General features: G+C 67.2%; 20 protein-coding genes and 2 pseudogenes. 15 read left to right on the top strand and 7 right to left on the bottom strand.

What is annotated here, in order from left to right; all coding sequences use genetic code 11:
- Positions 1–118: 118 nt before the first annotated feature.
- Both ACGF2V_RS21205 and ACGF2V_RS21210 read left to right on the top strand, forming a co-directional pair.
- Complete coding sequence (locus ACGF2V_RS21205) at positions 119–1,189, top strand: MerR family transcriptional regulator (protein WP_362708673.1); 1,071 nt, start codon at positions 119–121, stop codon at positions 1,187–1,189.
- A gap of 24 nt (positions 1,190–1,213) precedes the next feature.
- Entirely contained in the window at positions 1,214–1,723 is a 510-nt protein-coding gene (locus tag ACGF2V_RS21210; RefSeq protein ID WP_164441977.1) for a hypothetical protein, read from the top strand.
- A gap of 39 nt (positions 1,724–1,762) precedes the next feature.
- Here the strand turns inward: ACGF2V_RS21210 and ACGF2V_RS21215 are convergent, their stop codons facing one another.
- Positions 1,763–2,002, bottom strand: coding sequence for a hypothetical protein (locus ACGF2V_RS21215; RefSeq protein ID WP_351521963.1), 240 nt, complete (start codon positions 2,000–2,002; stop codon positions 1,763–1,765).
- A 185-nt stretch (positions 2,003–2,187) separates the two neighbouring features.
- Between ACGF2V_RS21215 and coaD the strand changes: the two genes are divergently transcribed.
- Positions 2,188–2,607: a pantetheine-phosphate adenylyltransferase gene (gene coaD, locus ACGF2V_RS21220; protein WP_362708379.1), complete on the top strand. Its 420-nt coding sequence runs from the start codon at positions 2,188–2,190 to the stop codon at positions 2,605–2,607.
- Between the two features lie 51 nt (positions 2,608–2,658).
- On the opposite strand, the gene ACGF2V_RS21225 is transcribed toward coaD, so the two are convergent.
- Both ACGF2V_RS21225 and ACGF2V_RS21230 read right to left on the bottom strand, forming a co-directional pair.
- Positions 2,659–3,513, bottom strand: a complete 855-nt coding sequence (locus ACGF2V_RS21225; RefSeq protein ID WP_362708382.1) for a hypothetical protein — start codon at positions 3,511–3,513, stop codon at positions 2,659–2,661.
- Between the two features lie 83 nt (positions 3,514–3,596).
- Positions 3,597–4,151 carry a hypothetical protein gene (locus ACGF2V_RS21230; RefSeq protein WP_362708385.1) on the bottom strand — a complete coding sequence of 185 codons (555 nt, stop codon included), beginning with the start codon at positions 4,149–4,151 and terminating at the stop codon, positions 3,597–3,599.
- Between the two features lie 229 nt (positions 4,152–4,380).
- On the opposite strand from ACGF2V_RS21230, the gene ACGF2V_RS21235 reads away from it, so the two are divergent.
- From ACGF2V_RS21235 to ACGF2V_RS21245, 3 genes are all read left to right on the top strand, one after another.
- Positions 4,381–4,779, top strand: coding sequence for a WYL domain-containing protein (locus ACGF2V_RS21235; RefSeq protein WP_362708388.1), 399 nt, complete (start codon positions 4,381–4,383; stop codon positions 4,777–4,779).
- Positions 4,780–4,798: 19 nt separating this feature from the next.
- A complete protein-coding gene (locus ACGF2V_RS21240; protein ID WP_362708391.1) occupies positions 4,799–5,032 on the top strand; it encodes a hypothetical protein in 234 nt (77 codons plus the stop codon).
- Positions 5,033–5,150: 118 nt separating this feature from the next.
- A complete protein-coding gene (locus ACGF2V_RS21245; RefSeq protein WP_362708393.1) occupies positions 5,151–5,444 on the top strand; it encodes a hypothetical protein in 294 nt (97 codons plus the stop codon).
- Here ACGF2V_RS21245 and ACGF2V_RS21250 read toward each other — a convergent pair.
- From ACGF2V_RS21250 to ACGF2V_RS21265, 4 genes and pseudogenes are all read right to left on the bottom strand, one after another.
- A complete protein-coding gene (locus ACGF2V_RS21250; RefSeq protein WP_362708675.1) occupies positions 5,389–5,787 on the bottom strand; it encodes a hypothetical protein in 399 nt (132 codons plus the stop codon). The two genes, ACGF2V_RS21245 and ACGF2V_RS21250, sit on opposite strands and share 56 nt — an antisense overlap.
- Before the next feature lie 520 nt (positions 5,788–6,307).
- A pseudogene (locus tag ACGF2V_RS21255) lies at positions 6,308–8,062 on the bottom strand (site-specific integrase); the annotation flags it as partial.
- 197 nt (positions 8,063–8,259) lie between these two features.
- On the bottom strand, positions 8,260–9,504 hold the full coding sequence (locus ACGF2V_RS21260; protein ID WP_362708395.1) for a site-specific integrase: 1,245 nt from the start codon (positions 9,502–9,504) through the stop codon (positions 8,260–8,262).
- Between the two features lie 44 nt (positions 9,505–9,548).
- Positions 9,549–9,938 carry an RNase adapter RapZ gene (locus ACGF2V_RS21265; protein WP_362708397.1) on the bottom strand — a complete coding sequence of 130 codons (390 nt, stop codon included), beginning with the start codon at positions 9,936–9,938 and terminating at the stop codon, positions 9,549–9,551.
- A 688-nt stretch (positions 9,939–10,626) separates the two neighbouring features.
- Here ACGF2V_RS21265 and ACGF2V_RS21270 point away from each other — a divergent pair.
- The 9 genes and pseudogenes from ACGF2V_RS21270 to ACGF2V_RS21310 all read left to right on the top strand — a co-directional run.
- A complete protein-coding gene (locus tag ACGF2V_RS21270; RefSeq protein ID WP_362708399.1) occupies positions 10,627–11,484 on the top strand; it encodes a reverse transcriptase domain-containing protein in 858 nt (285 codons plus the stop codon).
- 50 nt (positions 11,485–11,534) lie between these two features.
- Positions 11,535–11,789, top strand: coding sequence for a group II intron maturase-specific domain-containing protein (locus ACGF2V_RS21275; protein ID WP_362708678.1), 255 nt, complete (start codon positions 11,535–11,537; stop codon positions 11,787–11,789).
- Between the two features lie 485 nt (positions 11,790–12,274).
- A complete protein-coding gene (locus ACGF2V_RS21280; protein ID WP_362708402.1) occupies positions 12,275–12,688 on the top strand; it encodes a hypothetical protein in 414 nt (137 codons plus the stop codon).
- Complete coding sequence (locus ACGF2V_RS21285; RefSeq protein ID WP_362708405.1) at positions 12,685–14,355, top strand: DnaB-like helicase N-terminal domain-containing protein; 1,671 nt, start codon at positions 12,685–12,687, stop codon at positions 14,353–14,355. Before ACGF2V_RS21280 ends, ACGF2V_RS21285 begins: the two co-directional genes overlap by 4 nt.
- A gap of 30 nt (positions 14,356–14,385) precedes the next feature.
- Positions 14,386–15,558, top strand: coding sequence for a hypothetical protein (locus ACGF2V_RS21290; RefSeq protein WP_362708407.1), 1,173 nt, complete (start codon positions 14,386–14,388; stop codon positions 15,556–15,558).
- Between the two features lie 804 nt (positions 15,559–16,362).
- Positions 16,363–17,970 (top strand): helix-turn-helix transcriptional regulator, encoded by a 1,608-nt coding sequence (locus ACGF2V_RS21295; protein ID WP_362708409.1) that lies wholly within the window; start codon positions 16,363–16,365, stop codon positions 17,968–17,970.
- 2 nt (positions 17,971–17,972) lie between these two features.
- Complete coding sequence (locus ACGF2V_RS21300) at positions 17,973–18,563, top strand: transcriptional regulator (protein WP_362708411.1); 591 nt, start codon at positions 17,973–17,975, stop codon at positions 18,561–18,563.
- A gap of 384 nt (positions 18,564–18,947) precedes the next feature.
- Entirely contained in the window at positions 18,948–20,294 is a 1,347-nt protein-coding gene (locus tag ACGF2V_RS21305; protein WP_362708414.1) for a hypothetical protein, read from the top strand.
- 17 nt (positions 20,295–20,311) lie between these two features.
- Positions 20,312–20,428: pseudogene (locus tag ACGF2V_RS21310) on the top strand (helicase associated domain-containing protein); the annotation flags it as partial.
- Positions 20,429–20,473 lie beyond the last annotated feature (45 nt).

The raw sequence follows: 20,473 nt of genomic DNA on the forward strand, positions 1-20,473 counted from the left end.
AGCGGCAAGCTCCTCAGCCACGACTACCGACCTTTTCCGGACTAAGGAATCGGTCACAGCGCGGCCGTCTTCAGCACGCAGTTGACCTTCGAGTTGGTTGAAGCTCGACGATGGCGGGGTGCCAAACTTTGAGCTGATGCCGATCGGGGTCTTTGCCCAGCGCACTGGTCTGACGTCCAGTGCGCTGCGGTTCTACGCCGACTCCGGGCTGCTGCCCCCTGCGGAGATCGACCCGGTCTCGGGCTACCGGTACTACAGCGCCGACCAGGTGGCACGGGCAATCGAGCTTCGTCAGCTTCGTCAGATTGCCATGCCCCTCGGTGCTGTCGAGGCGGTTCTCGACGCCGAGCCTGATGAAGCCTCCCGGCTGATCGACGAGCACGTCGCGAAGGTTGTGGAGGACGCGGAAGCGGTGCAGCAGAAGGCCGCTCTGATCAAGTCGTCGCTCGCCAACGTGCCGAGAATGCCGATTGCCACACTGAAGGGTCCCGTGCTGGCTGACGCGATCGAGCAGGTCTTGACCGCGACCGCACGCGATCCGGGGATGCCGGTGCTTGGGGGAGTGCGCGTCGAGGCGACCCAGGAAGCGGTCACGCTGACGGCGACAGACCGCTACCGGCTCGCGACACGAACCCTGGTTCCTGCTGAAGCAGCGCCCTCGGCATGGGCGGCCACGGTACGCGGTGACGAGCTGCGGGCCGCAGTCGGCGAGATTCGCCGCAGCATGCTGGTGCGAGTCGAAGCTACGTCGAACGGTATCTGGCTCCGCACTTCGGACCGGAAAAACCAGCATTGCCGGCTGCTGTCGGAGGAGTTCCCCGACTACCGGCTAATGCTCGCGTCACTGCCCGAGGTCACGACCCGGTTGACCGTCCCAAAGGGCCTGTTCTTGAGAGCCCTGGAAGAACATCCAGGCGAGTGGCTCTCGCTCTGCGTCACCCGCCACGGCCTGAAGGCTCTGGCGGCTGATGACGAGCACCCCGGCTTCTCGCTCCCGACCGCTGTGACGGGACAAGCCCTCCAGATCTCTTTCGAGCTGACCACGCTCTATCCAGCCATCAGCACCGCAATCGGCCCCGACGTGATGCTCGACCTGCGAGGACCCAACCAACCCGTCACGGTCCGCTCCGCCGACCGCGGCGATCTCACCACCTTGGCCATGCCCATCAAACCTGACCACTCCGCCTGAGTAGAGATGACGAGGACCACTCTGATGACCACTACGCCCGCCAGCCCGGACTCGACAATGGAAGCCATCGGCCAGGCCGTCATCGAAGGACGAGCCGGCGACATCGCCACCGCCCGCCAGAAGCTCCTGGACATCTGGTCCACGATCGGCGCCACCGGCGACCCGCTGCACCGCTGCTCCCTCGCGCATTACATGGCAGACCTCTACGAAGACCCCGCCCAAGCCCTGGCTTGGGACATCCGGGCCTTGGATGCTGCCGACTCCCTGACCGATCAGCGCGTTCAGGAGCATCACACCGCTCTTCAGGTCGCCGGCTTCTATCCGTCCCTTCATCTCAACCTCGCTGACAACTACCGGCGGCTCGGGTCCTTCGAGGCTGCCACCGAGCACATCAACGCGGCACACGAGCATGCCCCGAACCTGCCCCAGGACGCTTACGGTGCCCTGCTGCGTACTGCCATCGAGCAGGTGGGTGAGGCCATCACCCAGCGGAATACCGCCAAGCGAGCCTCGGCCCCGGGGCACCCTGCATGACGTAGGAGCGCGCCCTTCACCACCGACGGCGGTGGCATATCAATGTTCCGATTGAGGTGGTGGAGCGGAGTCGGTGAAGACCGGCATGCCAAGGTCTACCAGCTGCGGCCGACCATCAGTCGGGGCCCGCTTGAGGCTGTTGAGCTTGGCCATCGCGGCGTCGAAACTGACCTGGAGTCCTTCGACCTCGCCGAGCCAGCCGTTCCCGCGGGCTTCGGTGATGCGCTCGCGAAGGTTCTGGATGATCTCGATGAGGCGGGGCCGCTGGCGGGGGTCCATCTGGAGAACAGGGCAGCGAATGCAGGCTTCTCTGAACTAAGAGCATGTCCCACGTGGCGATGATCGACTGTGACGTTGCGGTTGTCCCGTCCCGCTAGACGTTCTTCTCCCTGTCACGCTTGATCTTGGTGATTTGGCTGCCCTGGCACCTCACCACCGGGGGCGGCCGGTTACTCTTTTCGATCATGCGAGCCCTCTTCCCAGGATCCTTCGACCCGGTCACTCAAGGGCACCAGGACGTACTCCGGCGCGCTGCCCTCCTGTTCGACGAGGTCGTCGTGTGCGTGATGTTCAATTCGAACAAGACCGGACGCTTCCCCGTCACGGAACGGCTGGACCGGCTCCGTGCGGCAGCAACTGGCCTGAGCAACGTCACGGTCGACTCCCACACCGGCGGCCTGCTGGTCGACTACTGCAACCGAGTCGGAATCGATGTCGTCATCCGCGGGGTCCGCGGCGTTCCCGACCTGGACTACGAGATGCCGATGGCCCGCATGAACCACGAACTGGCCGGAGTCGAAACGTTCTTCATCGCTGCAGACCCCGCCCTGGCCCACATCTCCTCCACTCTCGTCACTGCGGTGAGTCAACAGGACCATCTCTGAACTTGTTCTCGATCTTGGTTGAGGGACATGCGGCAGCCCTCCTTGGCGGGTTCATCGACTACCCCGCGTGACGGGGATGCCGAGGTCGACGGCCTCGTGTTGTCCGGGGTGGTGATCGAGCTGGCGGAGTTTCTCCTCGGCTCCGACGAGGCTGATCTGGAGCCCTTCGACTTCCCCGAGCCAGCCTTCCCGCTCGGCTTCGGCGATTCGGGCGATCAAGTTGTCGCGGATCTCGGCAAGTCGTGCGCGTTGGGACGGGTCAGGTCGAAGGAGTGAGCATCTGACACATGCGTGCTCATGAATGCACGGGGTCCCGAAGGCGCGTGCGCAGGTGCCGATGGATACCTTCCGCTTCTCGAAGTGTGCGAGGAAGGCGTCCCACCCCGCGTTCCGGATCGCGTCGCCGATCGTCTCTTTCACCGCGTCGCCGCCCGTCTTGTCACCGGCGTGTCCGTACCCGAGCCGGGACATGCCGCATACCGTCAGGCGGATCCACAAGCCGCGGTATCCGTCGACCTGCGGGAGGCCTCGCTCATCGACGGTCAGAGGCTCCCAGTCCCAGAACGGGTCCACGTTCAGGAGCCGGTTCGTCGCCTCGGCGTGGCCGACATAGGCCAGATCGATGTGCCCGTTCCTGGGCATCTTCTGGTTGCACTTCTCGCACTTGACGATGGTGTGCTTCTGGCACCCCTGGCCGCGAGAGTTCTTGCACGCTTGGCACCACACGCGCGGCAGGTGCCGGATTTCCGTGGGGAGGAACGGTTCGCGGAGCTTGTGCAGGGCTTCGATCTGCTCGGCCCGGGTGTATCCGAAGGTGCCTGCAGGACGCTGGTCGGCCTGGTTTTGGGTGTGCGAGGTCCGGCCCGCCGCCATGCTGCTGGCGGGGGCCTCGTTGGCCGTGGCCATGAGGTCTCTCCTATGAGGTTGTTCTCGGGGGTGGCGGTGCAGCGGCCCGGTTGTCGGCGTCCCGGCCGCCCCCGCCCGCTCGCCTACTTGGCCTGCGCGGCCTCAGAGATGCGGTACTTCTTCATCAGGTACGCGGACGCGACCCGGGCCGGCGTCACCTTCCACCCGTACTCGGCGGACTTCTCCTCGGCCAGGTTCTTGATCTGCTGCACGAGGTCGGCGTCCGGGCTCACGTTCAGGTTGCCCTTCTCTGCACCGCTGTTGCGGCGGGAGCGGATGGGGGCGTCCGGCACGAACTCGCCGGCCACGAACTTCCGGAACGCCTCGTTGACGTCGGCGGTGAGCGTGGCGCCCTTCGCCGCCGCCTTCGCCTTGAGGGCCTCGCGGATCTCCAGGTTCATGTGGATCGGCAGGTTCGGGGCGCCTGCGCTGGCGGGGTTGGCCAGGGACTCGGCGCGGCGCAGCAGGCTCCAGCCCTGGGGGGCCAGGACTTCGGCGATCGCGTCGGCGGCGGCGCGGGCTTCCTCGGCGGCTGGTGCGTCGGTGGCGGCGATCGTGTCGGCCTGCCGCCTCAGCAGGTTCTGCCCGGTCGTGAGCCGGGCGCGGATCGTGCGGGCGGGGCTGGGCGTGCGGGCCACTGCGGGTCCTTTCGGCGGGCGCCGGTCGGACCTTCGTCGGGCCGGCGGGCGCGCGGGGGCGTTTACCACGCCAGTGTCCTCCTTTTTCTATGGCAGGCGCCATGGGGTATGGCCTGCGGGTTTCCCGAGAGCGGTGCGTCTCGGTGGAACCAGCATACGCATAATCTATTGTGCGCACAATGGAATACGGGTTAGTGTGGGACCACACCGCACCAAGGGGGACGCCGAGATGAAGCACACGAACCGCCAAACCACCACCTGCACCCTCACCGACCTCTACCGCGCCATCGACCGCCAGCACGCCGTCACGATCAACTACCTCGACCAGGACGGAACCGAGTCGATTCGCACGATCGAGGGACACGAGCTGCGCACCACCAAGTCCGGCCGCATCGAGGTCCGCGCCATGTGCCGACTCCGGGGCGAAGCCCGCGGCTTCCTCCTCCACCGGATCGTGTCCTACACCTGCCACCGCATCGCGTTCGTCCTCGACCGACCGGAGGCAACAACCGTCGCCGGGCGCGTCATCGTGGTCCGTAGCCCCGCACAGCTCATCGCCCGCGAACTCGGCCGCGACTACCTCCCGGCCCGCCGCATCGACCAGACTCAAACCAGCCTCGCCGCCTAAGGAGACAAAGGAGATTCCCATGCTTGCCGTTTCTGAACGAGTCCCCGGATACGGGCGCACGCCCGACCAGACGATCTGGCACAAGCCCGCGTCGGGCCACCGGTGCACCGGGGACTGCGACTTCCACCCCATCGCGTGCAGTGCCGAAGAGGGCATTGTCATGCCTGCCCCGAAGCAGAACGTACCGCTACGACTCAACAGGGAGAACGAGCGCTGGTGCACCGAGTGCGTTGCCCTCGGCAGGGCTTCCTGACCTCAGGAACACCGAAGGCCACCGCCCCGGACCGGGTGGTGGCCAGCGACCAGTACGACGCCGACTACACTCCCCGCCCCCTAATTCAGACCGACAACAGCGCCTAGGAGACGACCTGATGAGCATTCGACTTGCCGACCTGGACATTTGCTGGACCGGAACTGACGGCACCACCCCCGACGGGCACGTCCTCGCCCTGGGCATCGACAACGCCGGGCTCCTCCGACTCTGCCTATACGCCGGGGACGCCCCGGCCGACAACCAGTTCCGGGGCTCGCTGCTCATCCCGCCGGATGGCCACCAGGAGGCGTTCCTGCCGACCCGAACGACTGCCTACGGGCCAAGCGGTGCGTGGGTCACCAGCAGCGGAGACCAGACCGGCATGCTCGCCCGCCTTGCCAACCTCGCCTAGGAGTAGACCGATGGCTACCAGGAAGCCCCGGAAGCCGTGGCGCGTTATCGTGACGTCCGGGAACCCCGGTGCCGGCGTCGCGGTGGATGTCGTAGAAGCGTCGCAACACCGTCTCGCTGTGTGCGACGGTGGTCGGGGCATAGCCGGGCGCGAACGTCGGCTTGCCGGTCACGGGGTTCGGGCCGGTTCCGCTCGATACCGCCCGGCGCTTCGGAGTCTTGCTCCTTCCGGGCTTGGCCGTCAGCTGAATCCAGCGACTGAAATCTCGGGCCTCGACCCGGCTCGCTCGGTCCCAGGAGACGGACACAGCCTGCAGGAACCGCCACCATCGGAGCAGATCCATCCCGTAGGAGCGAACCGTCGACGGAGCCTTGTCGGCCGCCAGCAGTTCCTGGAAGTAGACCGCGACCGGCTCCACAGTCGCACCATCGGCATCGAGGAGTCGATAGGGCTCGTACCGGTCGCCGGTCTCCACCAGTCGGCCCCACTGAGGAACCGCCAACACGGCCAGATCGCGCTCGGGCGCATCGTTTGTCACGACCGGTGACCGTAGCGACTACAGACACCGCCTTCCCTCTGAACTGGGATATTCCCAGGGTTCGTTCAGTCAACGGGGCGTGTTCGTGCTTGCAGGGGGTGCCATAGGGGCGCCCGCAGGTGCCGAGGGAGACCTTGCGGAGCTCGAAGTGCTGCTGGAAGTCGTGCCACTCCGCTGCGGTCGGCTCGCGATACTCCTCTTGGGGGCGCTCGGCCCGGCGCCGGTCGAGGAAGCCTCGGTAGGTGCGTACCAGGTCGTCCTGGAAGACGGCGAGGTATGCCTGGGTGGTGGTCAGTGTTTTGTGACCGAGGATGCGGGCTGCGATGTGAACGGGCAGTCCGCCGGTGACGGCCTCGGTCGCGAACATCCTTCGGAAGTCGTGCGGCGTGTAGCGCAGTGGCTCGCCGGCCTGGTCGCGTAGTCCGGTGGCCTCCAGGGTCCGGTCCAGAGCGCGCTTGATACCGGCCTCGCTCATGACCTGCGGCTGCCAGTAAGGGCGGCGCTGGAACAGGTGCGGCAGCTGGGGGCCCGTGACGCGCTCGTGTGAGTCGTAGCGGGAGATCAGCGGGACCTTTCCGCCGTTGGCGTCGCGCAGGCGCTTGATGATCGTGGCCAGGACGCTGGCCAGTTCGGGGCTGACTAGCAGTAGCCGTTCCTCGTTGCTCTTGGAGGGAACGATCTGGAGGAGCGGGACGACTTCGTTGGTGTCGGGCAGTTTGTAGGAGACCAGCGCGAGGTGGGTGAGCTCGGTCAGTTCTTCGGCGCGAACTCCGGTGTGCCGTAGCGTCTCGATGATCGCCCAGGCCCAGAAGGCGTCATCCTCCACGAGACTCTGGTTGATCCTTCGTTCGGTGCTGTCGACCTCCTTGATGTAGACATGCGGCGAGCCGTGGTCGAGACGGCTGGGCACCTGGTTCACCTTGGGAAGGACCCGCAGGTATCGCGTCTCGCCGTGCTCGAAGGTCTCGTTGAACGGGGTGGCGCGGGCGGCCTCCAGGAGAGCGACGGCCTCTCGGTGCACTCGCTCGGCTGTCTCCAGCAGCACGGGAAGAGGGGGCAGCCGCTCGCGGACTCGCTGGTGCATCCGGGATGTGGTCTGTTTGATGATCTTGTGGTTCCCGGCGCCGTCACCCCGGGTGATCGGGCTTGGCACTGCCCACGGGACCCAGAACGGGTCGTCGTGGGCCCACTCCTGGATGTCGAGGTAGAAGCCGCGCACCCGCATCATGACGTCGATGCGTGAGCGGCGCTCTTTGACCTCTCCGCTCTTGTTGACGTAGGTGACCAGGCGTTGTTTCCAGCCGTCGACGACCTCGTCGGGCAGACGGAGGGTGTCGATGCCGGGGTGGTGTGCCTCGATGTCCGCCCAGAACACGCCGGCCAGTTCGCGTACCAGTCCTCGGAAGGTGCCGTAGTCGATCCCGGGGCGGCGTTCTTCGAGGTAGCGGACGAGCGGGTTGCGGACCTGCGTGGACTGGATGTTGTAGGCGTCGACCAGCTCGGCGGTGGGCCGCTGCCCGTGCCGCAGTGCGTCCTTGAGGGTGTCCTTCGAGTCGATGACACCGGCGCCCCGCAGCAGGTCCCAGGCGCTGTGGGTACCCACGTATGCCTCACCGGTCTCCCGTCGTCCGACGGCCCGCAGGTAGAAGACGTCCTCGGCGGTGAGCTGAGCGAGGTCCCGGCCCGTGTGCAGGATGATCGAGGAGATGACGCGCAGGCCCTCGTCGATGTGGCGGGGCGTCATGCCGATCTCGGCGCCGAACTCGCGCATTCGGTCAAGCTGCCCGGCGGGGAACATCTGCTGGACGTCCTTGAAGAGCCGCATCGCCTTGTAGCCGCGCAGGAAGACGTAGCGCGGGAGAACCACCCGGCTGATGAGCAGGCTGTTGAGGCCCATCATGAGCTCGTTGCGCCTGGACTCCTGGCAGCGCGGATCGTCCTCGTTCAGGGCCAGGATCAGCTCTTTGCCCTGGTCCGCCCCGGCCGCGAGCCACCGTCCCTGCCACCCGTCTTCGGGGAAGGTCTGCAGCCAGTCGAGAATCTTGGCTGCCCCCGCGAGCCGGATAGTTCCGGGCCACATGCCGCGGCTGTACGTTCTCTGCGGCCAGAGCGGCGAGGTCGGCAGCAGGGCCAGGACCTCGTCTCGGGTGAGGCGGTCGTGCGGGCCGACACGTTCCCTGTCCGCTTTGAGGTCGTGCTCGATGAACAACGGCTTCGCCGGCGCGGGGCCGGTTCCGGCCCGGCGGACGGAGTTGGCTCGGCGGCTTCCTTGTCGCGTCACGACTGGCCACCCCCGAACAGCACGGCCAGGTCGCTTGCCTCGTAACCGGTTGCGACGGCAGTTGGCACGGGGTGCTTCGCGCGTTCCTCACGGTCGGCGAGGTACTCCTGAACCCGGGCGATGACCTGCTCTTCCTCCTCGACGAGATACACGTCGGCGGTGGTGCTCAGGTTGGCGTGACCAAGGATGGTCTGCACGTCCCGCAGCGACAGCCGCTTGTCCCGGGACATCCGCAGCGCCGCGGTGTGCCGCAGGTCGTGCATCGACCAGTTCGTGCCCAGCAGGGCGTTGGTCCGGCGGAACACCGCGCGCAGGGCCTCGTAGTTCATCGGCTGGTAGGCCAGCCCGGCGCCGTGGTCACGACGCCGGAGTGTCCACCACAGCGGGGCCTGCGGGTCCAGCGGCGGGCCCTCGCTCTGGTAGAGCCGCAGCCAGATGAACGACTCCGGGCTGGAGGGAAGCCACTGCTCAGCCTGGGAGCCCTTGCGTTCGACGCGTACCAGCTGGTCACCCCAGTCGACATCGACACCACGGACCCCGAGGAGCTCGGAGGCCCGGGCAGCGTTGCTGATGCCGAGCGCGAGGATCGCCCGGTCCCGGTTTGATCGCAGTGCCGCGAACAGCTCGTTCCATCGCTCGTCCGGCATCTGCCGTGGGCGCCGGCGCGGGACCTTGGGGTTGTAGCGCAGTCGGCCCTCGCCGCTGTAGGGATCCAGCGGGTTGTGATGAGCGTGCGGGCGGCGCCTCGCACTGCGGGCCAGCGGCACCGGGTTGACCAGCGGGCCGCTGCCCGACTCGATCCAGAATTCGTAGAAGCTGCGGAGTACGGCGTTGCTGTGCCGGATCGTCCGCGGCTTGTAGAGGTCGTCCAGGTACGGCTTCTTCGTGATCGTGTTGGTCGTCCCCGCGGTCGCCGCCGAGTGCGTCCGCGCCGACGTCCGAGGTTTCGTCGTGACCCGCAGCCACAGCACGAAGTCGCGCACCTCGGCGGACGTGGCCCGGTCCCATTCGACCTGGACCACCCGAAGCCATCGCCACCAGCGCAGGAGATCGAAGGCGTAGCTGCGGACGCTGCCCGGCCGGTTGTCCCGAGCGACGAAGTCGATCAGGAACCGGCGAATCGGCTCCACCGCTCTTCCCTCCTCGTCGAAGACCAGCCAGGGCACCGCCCCGGCTCCCACGGCTACCCGCCCCCATCGCGGCAGGCGAATCAACTGGATGTCACGAGATGCGGCGTCCAACTTCGTTGCGCTCCTTCGTCGTTCGGATACGCAACGTCTACCGACTAGGCCATGCGGGGGATGCGCTCATGTCCGGCGTGTCGTGCGGTAGTCCGGTCAACACCTCGATGCCGGCCGCCGCCGCACAGAACATGTATGTCCACACGGTGCTGATCAGACAGTGCCAGAAGGGCCAAGGCGCGCCTGAAACTTCGTTCGATGAGCCGCTCGGCGCCCGGAGTGGCCAGGACGTAGTCGCGTACGTGGGGGTCGAGGCCGGTGGTGCGCAGCATCTGCTCCCGGACTGCCGGGTCCTCCGGGGGGTTGCGCAGTGGCCGTGCATCGACGCGGAGTGCGCTGCCGAGCGGTGCGTCATGGTGGCCATCGCCATAGCTGGTGATGACGGTCCGGATCAGGGCAGCGGTGGGCTGGGTACGTGAGGCTGTGAGAGGCATGAGCCAAGTCTCTTCGCCACAACAGGGTGAGGGAAGGAGAAGCGGCTTGTTGCCCGTTGCCGTGTGTCCTGAACGCGAGAAGGAGTTGGTTGTAGGACAGCTTCCAATTGCGGTGCTGCGTGGAAGACGAAGGTTTTGGCCCTTCGGAGTCGCCCTGCGGGGGAGGCTTCAAACCGCCTCATGCTGCGTTAGCTAATGACTGTCGTGGTGAGCGATGAGGAAAAGGCGTCGTAAGAGGCGTCAGGTGGGGATCGGGAAGACGAACGCAAGTGAATCGCTGCTGACGTGTCGAAAGGCAAACAGACAACATCGAAACCGGGGTGTGGCAACAACTCCGGGATGAGCCTGGCGGGAGCCCGTCTATTGGCCAGGTGGTGTCCGGCATGAGGGCGACGTGAGCCCGATCTGCGGCTTCCGCATGGAACAGGAGAAGGCAGGTCCGATACTGCTGCCGCGCTGCGGTGGCGAGAGGGAGTGCCCCAAGCGACAGACACCGTGAGGGGTCGAGTACCGATGCGGTACCTGCTGGCGGACCGGCTCGTAGTAGTGACGAAGCCCCTGTAACGGGGGTGGAGCGAAGGAGCCGGGTCGCTCGTGACTGAGTTGATCACATCAACCGGACGACGTCTGGGAGGAGTGCGATGAGCCAGTTGAAGTCATCGACCAAGCCGTTTGGGGTGCGCCCGGAGTGGACGGGCAGAGCATCGACGAGTTCGAGAAAGACCTGAAGGAAAACCTGTACAAGGTCTGGAACCGGATGTCGTCGGGCTCGTATTTCCCTCCTCCGGTGCGGGCGGTGGCCATTCCGAAGCCGCACGGCGGCGGCACGAGAATGCTCGGCATTCCCGCTGTCGCCGACCGGGTGGCTCAGACTGTCGTGGCCCGACATCTCATGCGAAGGGTGGAGCCCATTTTCCACCCGGACAGCTATGGATATCGGCCCGGACGGTCTGCCTTGGACGCAGTAGGGAAGTGCCGGGAGCGCAGCTGGCGGCGGGACTGGGTGGTTGAGTTCGACATCGCCAAGTTCTTCGACAGTGTGCCCTGGGACCTGCTGGTCAAGGCCGTGGCCGCACACACCGACGCCGTCTGGGTGAACTTGTACGTGCGAAGGTGGCTCGCCGCCCCGCTCGTCATGCCCGACGGCTCCCAGGTGGAACGGGAGCGCGGAACGCCCCAGGGCGCCCCTGTCTCTCCCGTTCTGGCGAACCTGTTCCTGCACTACGCGTTCGACAAGTGGATGGAACGGGAGTTCCCGTCCGTCTGGTTCGAGCGCTACGCGGACGACGCGGTACTGCACTGCGTCTCCGAGCGAGAGGCCCGCGAGGTGCTGGCCGCGCTCACGAAACAGGATGGTCGAAGTCGGGCTGCAACTGCACCCGGGCAAGACCCGGATCGTCTACTGCAAGGACGGCAAGCGCCGGCGCTCCTGCGAGCACATCGGCCTTCACGTTCCTCGGGTACACGTTCCGCGCCCGGAAGAACCGGAATCGGCACGGGAACCTGTTCCTGTCGTTCGAGCCGGGGATCAGCAGGGAGGCCCTGACGAGGATCGGCAGAGAGGCGCGGTCCTGGCGACTGCACCGACGTGCCGATCTGACCTTCCACGAACTCGCCCGCAGGATGAACCCTGTGATTGGGGGCTGGATCAACTACTACGGCCGGTTCCGGCCCTGGGAGTTGAACGGCTTCTTGACGCGCATCAACACCTACCTGGTGCGTTGGATCCGCAACAAGTACAAACGGCTCGCGGCCCAGAAGAGGGCCTACTCGAAGATGCAGGAGATCGCCCAGCGATACCCCCGCATGTTCGCGCACTGGCGCCTCACTGCGGACGCCGCGGAGGTCTGATGATCAGAGCGACAAGAGCCGTGTAACGGGAGATCGTTACGCACGGTTCTGTGAGGGCCGAGGGGTGAGATCCCCCTCGGCTACTCGACTGTTCACTGCCGCGGCTCGGGGAGCCGAGCACGAGGCTCGGAAACTGAGCGAGCGGGCCGGGAGAGAGCTACTGAGGCCGGCAGTCCTGCCGACGAGGGGCGAGAGTTGGCACAAAAAGAGAGACCAGCCATACCCGCACCCGCGAAGGCGCAGGCTTACGAATGCCCAACTCGTCGGATGAGCTTGTGAGATGGCTGGTCTCGAAACCAGTTAAGCACACATCTCACGCCGGCCGTCAAACCGCTGGCTCGCAACCTCTTCGTGAGTCGGGCCTGCCCATGCCGTTTCGGCCGCCGCGAGAAGGCCCACTTCCCGCCGGGTGGGACGCAAAACGAAGTTTCCGCGCTCACCACACTCAGCCCTTGGACCGCACCCCGGATTCGGCTTGTTCACCGATGGACCACGACGCAGGCTGCCTGGAGTCCACCGTCCTCGCCCGAACGGAGCCGACCATGGCCGAGCCCGGCAACACCGCGGTCACCTGGGCCGAACGCATGGAGCTCCTGAAGGACTCGGCACAGCAGCGCGTCTTGAACGCGCCGATGCCCCCCGCCGCGATGGAGCAACTGCTTGCGGACGGGAAAGCCGAAGCTCTCGGCCGGTTCGAGGGCAGCCCGGTGCGCTACATGGACCGGTGGTGGCGAGTGGATGACTTGGGCTGGGTGGCCCTTGACGGAGCCGCCTCCGCCCGACTCGACCTCCACGCCGAGCGCTACCGCGCCGCAACCGCCGCCATCGCCCCTGAAAAGGAGCCTCTCGAAACGGGCGTCGCGCTACCGCCTGTCCAGCCCGAAGCGGGGGCCGCATGAACAACGCTCAGTACGGGGCGCCACAACACGAACTCAACGTCCTCAGCAGTCTGCTCCGCGACGGCTCCGCGGTAAACCAGCTCGTCGACTGGAACCGGCCGGACCCCCAGTACTGGCTCAGGCCAGACCACTTCCAGATGGCCTGGCTCCAAGACGCCTACCAGGCACTTCTGTCCGGCGGGCTCAGCGACATCGAGCAAAGACTACGGGCCTTCCCCAACGCCGATCCCGCCACAGTCACGGCCGATGCCGTCATGGCCCGCATGGCACTCCCCTACCAGCAGCGGGCCGCGGTAGGCGATCCCAGCGCGCAGGCCGCACTGAACGACTCGGCGTACTGGGCAGCCGTCCACAACGCGGTCCGGCAGATGGCACAGCCCAGCTGGCCGGCCAACGTGGAGCACACACGGCATGATGCCTATGTCACCGCGCGGGCCGCCCAGCACCCCTCTGCCACCACGAACGTCCCCTTCGAACTGTCCCGCGCCCGTGGCACCGACAACGACGTGGTGAGCAAGGAACTGGCAGTCATCGGCGCCATTCTCAACAACCCAGCCCGAGCGCAGCAGTTCCGGTACACACCGTCATCTCCCGACGCATCGCCCTACTGGCTACAGCCCCAGGACTTCGCCGATCCCTCGACCGCCGAGATCTGGGACGCCCTGGTCACCGGGCCCGACCCCGCCATCGCGCTTCCTGCAGCGACAGACCCGCACCTCACGCCCGAACAGCGAGCCGCGGCCATGATCCAGCACATCACCACGAGGCTGGATTACAACGATTATCACCGCTCCACCGGCAGCGAAGCGGCCAAGGCCCGCCTCGACGCCAATTCCAACCAGGTCATCGCGACCTTCCTCGCACGGGCGAGCGCGCCGGACTACAGCCCGAACCCCGACAACGCCGCCGAATACGCAGTCAGTTTCGTCCTCGAGCCGAGCATCCCCGCCGCCGTTGAGGACCTCGCCGGGCGGGTCCGCGATTACGGACTGTCCGACACCTCCTTGGGCCAGGTCGCACTCGAGCTCAGCACCACCGAGTACGCCTTGGATCAACTCGCCGAGCGACTCGACGCCGCACCCCGCTCCCTCGCCAGCTACAGCGCGCAGCAACAGACCGCGACTGCCGCACCCGAACAGGCTGAAGGACAGCCGAGCTACACCTCCCGGCCCACCGAGCGCCGCGTCCTGATCTCCCTCATGCAGGATCCACGTCAGTTGCAGGACGGACCGACCCGCTCCCTGGCGGCACAGGACTTCACCCAGCCCGAGCACACGTACATCTTCAAGGCCATCCAGTCACTGCCGCACCACGCCGCTCAGGACCCCTGGTTGCTGACCAGCCAAGCGAACAAGCTGGCCCACTACGACGGCGCCCCGGCCCTGGACTTCGATGAGCTCAACAACATCGGCTACGCCGCGCGCACCCTGAAGGTTCCCCCCGCCGACCAAGCGGCCGGCCACCTCGTCACCATGACGGTCCGCCGCACAGCACGCGACGCCAGCACCGTGGTCCAGGCCGCTGCGCGGGAGACGCTCGACCCGCGCGTTCTCATCGACCAGGGCCGCGAGCAATTCCAGCAGGCCACACGGGAGGCGCTCCGCTACCACGAACAGTCCGTTCCGGCGCCCACCCCTTACGGTGCGCAGCAGGCGAACGTCGCGTGATCCCGTCAGGCGCAACCAAGGGAGTGCCCTGTGGCTGCTGACGAGCCCGGTGCCGGGCTGCCGGGCGGAGATGCCGCTCAGCAGCCCGGGGACAATGTCCACAACGCCATCGAGTGGTTCACCGAGGACCGCTCCAATACGCGTCAGATCATCGAGCGCCCTGACGGTCCGATCGACGCCGGGCGGCTCTTTGGGTTGGCCCGCTTCGACGTACAGGTCAACCGGCTCCTCAACGGGCAGCCCGCCGAACAGGCCCAAGCCCTCGTTCGCGCCCAGGCAGAGTGGCTCATCCGGTGGATGCCGAGTGACCACCAACCCTTGTCCCTCGACAGCGCCCAACAGGCCGGCCGCGCCTGGGGAGTGCTGATCACCTCCGACACCGAGACCCTGCCCGAGCAAGACGTTCTGACCGAGGTAGCCGCGCGCACCGGAATCTCCATGCGCGCCGCGCACGACATCCGCAGCCAGGCCCTAAAAACCAGCGCCGCGTACAACCGAGCCGACCTGCTCATCCCGTACGACGACGCTCCGGAGGAGGTCCTGATCGCCGACTGGAACCGGCTCGCCGCCTGCGGCCCCGAACTGCCCGAGGCCGCCGAACGCGCCCAGGACGTGCTGGAACTGCTCACCGCCCGCGTCGCCGGCACCGAAGACCACGGCTGGATGGACGCCGCCGCCCAGCACGCCGCGCAGGTCTACGCCAGCGTCATCCGGGCACAGCCCCTCCTGGCCTCCGCCGCTGCGGTGATCCCCAACCGGACTCACCCCGACGCCGAAGCCGACCAGGCGCGCCTGGTCGAACTCGCTCAGCAAGGCCATCTCGCCACCGCCGCCACCGCGGCCGCCCGGGCACGGGCGGTGCAGGATTGGGCCACTCCGGACAGCACGGCGACGCCCGACCGGACCAGAACCGTCGAGGCGGCAGCTCCCGGGACCCGCACCCTGCTCGTCCTGAACCAGACCCTGGCCACCCTCGACCCGGCACAGGGCCCGTCCGCCTTCACGGCACTGGACCCCCAGCGCGTCGCCCAGGTTGTCGAGGCGATCGGCCAGCTCTCCGCCAAGATGACCACGGTCCTGCGCACAGCCAGCTCTCGTCCCGCGGCATCACGAGAGCAGCCCACCCCGCAACGCCCCCAGCACCAGCAGGCGCCTGACCCAGGCCAGAGCCCCGGAGGCGCCGGCCCCAGGGCCACGCCCTGAAACGGCTGGGGCCTCCCAGATGAGAAGGCCGACTCGTGGAACGAAGGCCTCAGACGGTTAGAAATCCGACGGACATTCCGTGAGCCGTGAGGCCAGATCCCAGTCCAGGGCGCTGGTCCGCCACTACCGCATGCCTGCGCCAAGGGCATCAGCCGTAGGCGCGGCCATGATCCCGCAGAGGACGGGCATGGGGTCGTCCGGGCCGAGCACGATCTCACCCCCCGGGAGCGCCCTGCCATCCAGGCGTTCCAGCAGGTGATGATCAAGCCGAGCTGGTGCGCCCAGACCAGCCTCCCGCGCGCCGCGGTGCCCCGAGCCAGGAAAGCCAGGAACCAGGCATGTACGTCCCAGCGTGGATCCCTCGGATCGAGGCGGGACGCGGCGATCAGACCCTACTCGGCTGCCGCCGGGCGGATGCCGGATGCGGCATGAGTGATCAGATAGGCGATCGCGAGCGAAGCGGGCGGTGTGGAGCCGAGGCCGCTGCGCAGCGCGGCCATCAGCGGGACGAACCACGGGAGATCCCTGAGCCCCGGCAGGAGTGATGACCTGCGCGGCGAGCTCGGGAAGCACGGACCTGCTCGTGAATCGTTGCGTTTCGATGCGCGTATCGGTGGGTGCCATCACAGCAGCCGCAGCCTTCCGGTCACGCTCAGCTCTGTCCCCCCGCGCAGTGATCAACCGATCGAGTGAGTTGCCCTCAGTGCAATTGTGTTGCATTGAGGGCAACTGGAAGGGTAGGGTGACAGCATGTCGAACGCCCTAGAGAACACGAAAAGCACTTTGGAGGTTCTGCGAGGATCCGTGGAAGCCCTCCTTACCGTCGCCAGCCAGAAGCAGAACGAACTGGCCGACGGAATCGGCCTGCCCAAGTACGCCGTGAGTCGCCGCCAGTCGGGCCGCTCACCGTGGAGCTTCGACGAAGCCGACGCCATCGCACGGCACTTCGGCATCCCGACGCTCACACTCCTCGCGGGGCCGGAAGCCGCCTGTGAGGCATACGCCAGCAACCAGAAAAGTACGGTGACGCAGCTCATCGCCGTCCGCAAGGAAGCGCCAGCCACTGCCGAGGCGCCGACCACCACGGCTCCACCGGTCTCAACCGCGTCGCCGGAGCCGCAGAGGAGTGAGCCCGCGCCCGCTCCGGTCGACGATGTCACCCAGCTTTCCGCCCCGGCGCCCTGCGTACTGTGTCAGCTCCCGGCCACCACCGCCCTCGAAGGCTTCCCTCAGCACGTCTCCGCCGACGAGTGCGCAGCAGCAGCAAGCGCCGTCCGGCCGCAGGAATCACCGACCGGGCCCCACCGGAACCAAGAGACCGAGACTTACCGCGAACCTGTCCCGACTCGCGAGCAGGACGAATCCCAGCGGCCGCTTCCGTCACGCAACAGGCGCCCCGCTCGCCCTCGCCAGGAGCGCAGCGACACCAAGAACGCCGGTGTCGCCTTCCTGCGCCGCAACATCCACGACGCCCTCGAACAGCACTCCGGCGACCTGGAGGCGGCGCAGCGGTATCTGGTCCGCAAGGCCATCCCCCACGCGATGGAACTACTCGACCTCACCCGACGTGGTGGCCGCTACGACGTGGTCGCCTTCCCCTTCCTGCCAGACATCCTCAGGAAGCCGACCAAGGACAAGCCCGACCAGATCTGGGAAGCCCGCCCCAAGTGGAGCCGCTCCTGGGACAGTCTGCCGACTGGCACCCACACCGTCGACGAGCTGGACATCAACGGCGCCTACCTCAGTGCCCTCAAGACCCACCTCCCGCTCGGCGAACTCACACACAGCGAAGGCCCCATCGACACCATCAAGCTGCGGCGGTCCGGCTTCCACCTCGTTACGCCGGGGGAGTGGCGGCACGAGCATCTGCCTAACCCGCTGGGCGCGCGGGACGAAGACGGTCCGCTCTGGATCGGGGAACCCACTCTGCGTCAGCTGAACCGCGCGGCCTCCGAAAAATACGGCCGGCTGTGCGCCCCGCCGGAGATTCACGAGTCCTGGACGAGTGGCAGCACCGAGCACCTTCTGGAGTACGCGCGTGCCGCCCTCGCCGAAGTGCGGGCTGAGGCGATCGCCAACGAGGATGCCGTGGCCTTGGAGTACGTCAAGGCCATGTACTCCAAGCTGGTGTCGACGATGGGGGACTCGAACTTCAACCGCGACCTGCACCGGCCCGACTGGGTGCACATCATCCGCTCGGCCGCCTTCTCCAACCTCTGGGAGAAGGCGTTCAAGGCGGACGCCGCCGGGCTGCACGTCGTTGGGCTGAGGGACACCGACGGGCTCCACCTGATCGGCGACTGGCGCGCTGCCCGCGGCGCCCAGGGCCGCTTGCTCTTCCCTGAAGGGCGCGGCCTGCCCGAGGTCAAGTTCAAGAACCAGCGCATCATCACCATCGGCTTGGAGGCATAGAAGTGCCCGACAGGAATATCGACTTCGGTCACTACGGAGCGAGGGGCGAGCTCAGCAGCCTCGCCGCAGCCCGCGTCCTTGACACCCTCGCAGGCGGCATCACCTCCCCGGTGACCACGCGCCGCGGCCTGACCGCGCGACTGCGCTACATGACCCGCTCCGAGCACGCCCGCACCCTCATGGCCAGCGAGGGACTCAACCCCAGCCGCGAAACCCTGTCGAAGTGGCTGGACGGAACCCAGCAACCGAAACCGTCCAACCTCGACCTGATCGACCAGACCTACCGGCGGATGCGCCGCCACAACGTGGCCCGCTACCTCCTCCAGCGACTCAACGCCGGGGGCGGCACCCGCGTCGAGATCCACCCTGCCGACGACGCCTTCGTCCAGGAGCGCCACCGGCGTCGCGACAAGCAGATGCGCAAGATCAATATCCGGAGGTGGGACCAGATCGTCGCGGCCTGGGCGGATGGGGCCTGGGAGAAGGGCAACGGGACACCCCTTGATGACGCTTGGGTCGACGAGCTGCGCGACGCGATTGGATCAGATTGGGGCGCGTACGAGTACTCCAAGTCACTCGGCTTCAACGCCTGACTCCCGGCCGCCCCACTTGTTCACCACCGCGGGAAGCCTCATCGCCCCTCGCGGTCGGGGAGAACACGAGGCCGCGCAACCGGGACCCGGTACTGAATAGAACCTCTACCACAGAGCGGCACTAATCGGGCGTGTTCCGATACATCTCGATCAGACTGTCGAGTTGCTCGATCTGCCTCGCGGTACAGCGGACTTGACTCGCTATGATTCTCACAGTGTGCTGTCGCCAGTGCATGCTCAGGGTTGGCCCCACCGCCGGCCTATGGGAGTGAACCCCGCGGCCGCGGGGAGGCGAGCGTGGATCAGGCGTTTCCTTGACCATCCGTGCACACGGCTGGGCTCGTGGTGGGACGGACCGGCTGGCGTTGTGTACAGGAGTCGGTCATGCCGCGACCTCGCAAGAAGACGTCCTCTCTCTCCCACCAGCAGCGACTCGCCCGAGCCCTGCATCAGGCCTGTGGGTGCGGATACCAAGAAGCCCTGCGCCGTGTCGTCGAGGCGGCCCGCCAGCGGCTGCTGCCGCCGGTACTGGACCAGGCGGGCCGGGCCGCAGCACTGGAGCTGCTCCTCGCCCCGGACCGCCCCGTTGGCCCGCCGCTCCGGCCGATCCCCACCGAACACCTCCAGCAGCGGATGCTGACGGCCTTCCGTGCGGCCCACTGGCCTGTCGAAGCGGACGGTGCAGCCGAGTGCGGGCAGTGGACCGGCTGGCCCGGTCCCGTGCGATCCTCCCTGGCCCGAACCCGTGGTCCGCTGCCCAGGGCGATCCCCGAGGATCCCGATGACCCCGGGCACAACGACCTCACCCAGGACCCCGAGTGGACGTTCATCGCCCCAAGGATCATGGACCTTGAGCCAGAGGCGATGGTCCTCACCCTTCCGGGCTCTACCCCCGCCGTCGAGCTCGTCCAACAGGTCTCGGCCGCGTTCGCCGCGGCCCGAGCCGCCCACATCGCCAAGCTCTCCGACCGTCGGGCGTGCGAGGTCTGCGCCGACCCCTACTCGGCGGACCACCTGCTCACCGTCACCGAAGCAGCCCGCCCGCAGGTCTGCCCGGCGTGCGCCTTCAGCAATGAACTGGTCGACCTGCACCCCCTTCAACTCGCCGCAGACCTGGACAGGCTCTTCTACCAGGACATCACGCTCCCCGCCGGGTGGACCGCAGTGGCCGCACTGCTGGCCTGCGCCGGCGGTCAAGCCTTCCTGGACCGGCTGCGGGGAGACGACGGACGGCGGCTGGCCGCCGACCACTGGGCGGATGCGGGCAGGCTGTGGATCCCTCTGCCGCCGGCCGCCCGCCCGGCCGCGCTGGCAGGCTTCGGTCCGGGTGCCTCGCTGGCCGCTGTCGTCGAGGCCGTCGACCGCGCCCATCCGCAGCTGACGGGCCAGGTGCGGAACCTGATCGGCGCCGAACTCAACGCTGAGCTCGAGGACGGCGAGGACGCGTACGACCCGGACGACTACTTCGTGGCGCGGATGTGGCCCGCGGTGGTCGCCTACGCGGTGTGCCTGGGCACCCAGGCACAGGAACGGCACAGGCAGCGTCCGCCCTGGCACGCGGTGGACCGGTTCGCGATCGACTCGCTCGAGGATGCCTTCGAGCAGGTCGGCAGCGACCTGTCGGGAGCGGATCCGGGGGTCTACTGGACGCTGACCCTGGGAGTGAAGGTCGTCGCCGGGGCGTTGGGGTGGCCGGTGCGCACTACCGCCGCCGAGGGAGGCTGGGCGTGACCAGCGAGCGTGAGGCGGTGGACGTCTCGGAGCAGTGGGCCCGGGGACTGGACCTGTTGCGGTCCTGGGCCGGGGAGTACGGCGACGCCGATGTCCCTCAGCGCAGCCGCTACCGGGGCTTCGCGCTGGGGAGGTGGGTCAAACAAGTGCCGACAGCGCCGCGAACAGCTGACCGAAGC

Source organism: Streptomyces sp. NPDC047982 (genome assembly GCF_043204165.1).
Classification (GTDB): Bacteria; Actinomycetota; Actinomycetes; order Streptomycetales; family Streptomycetaceae; genus Streptomyces.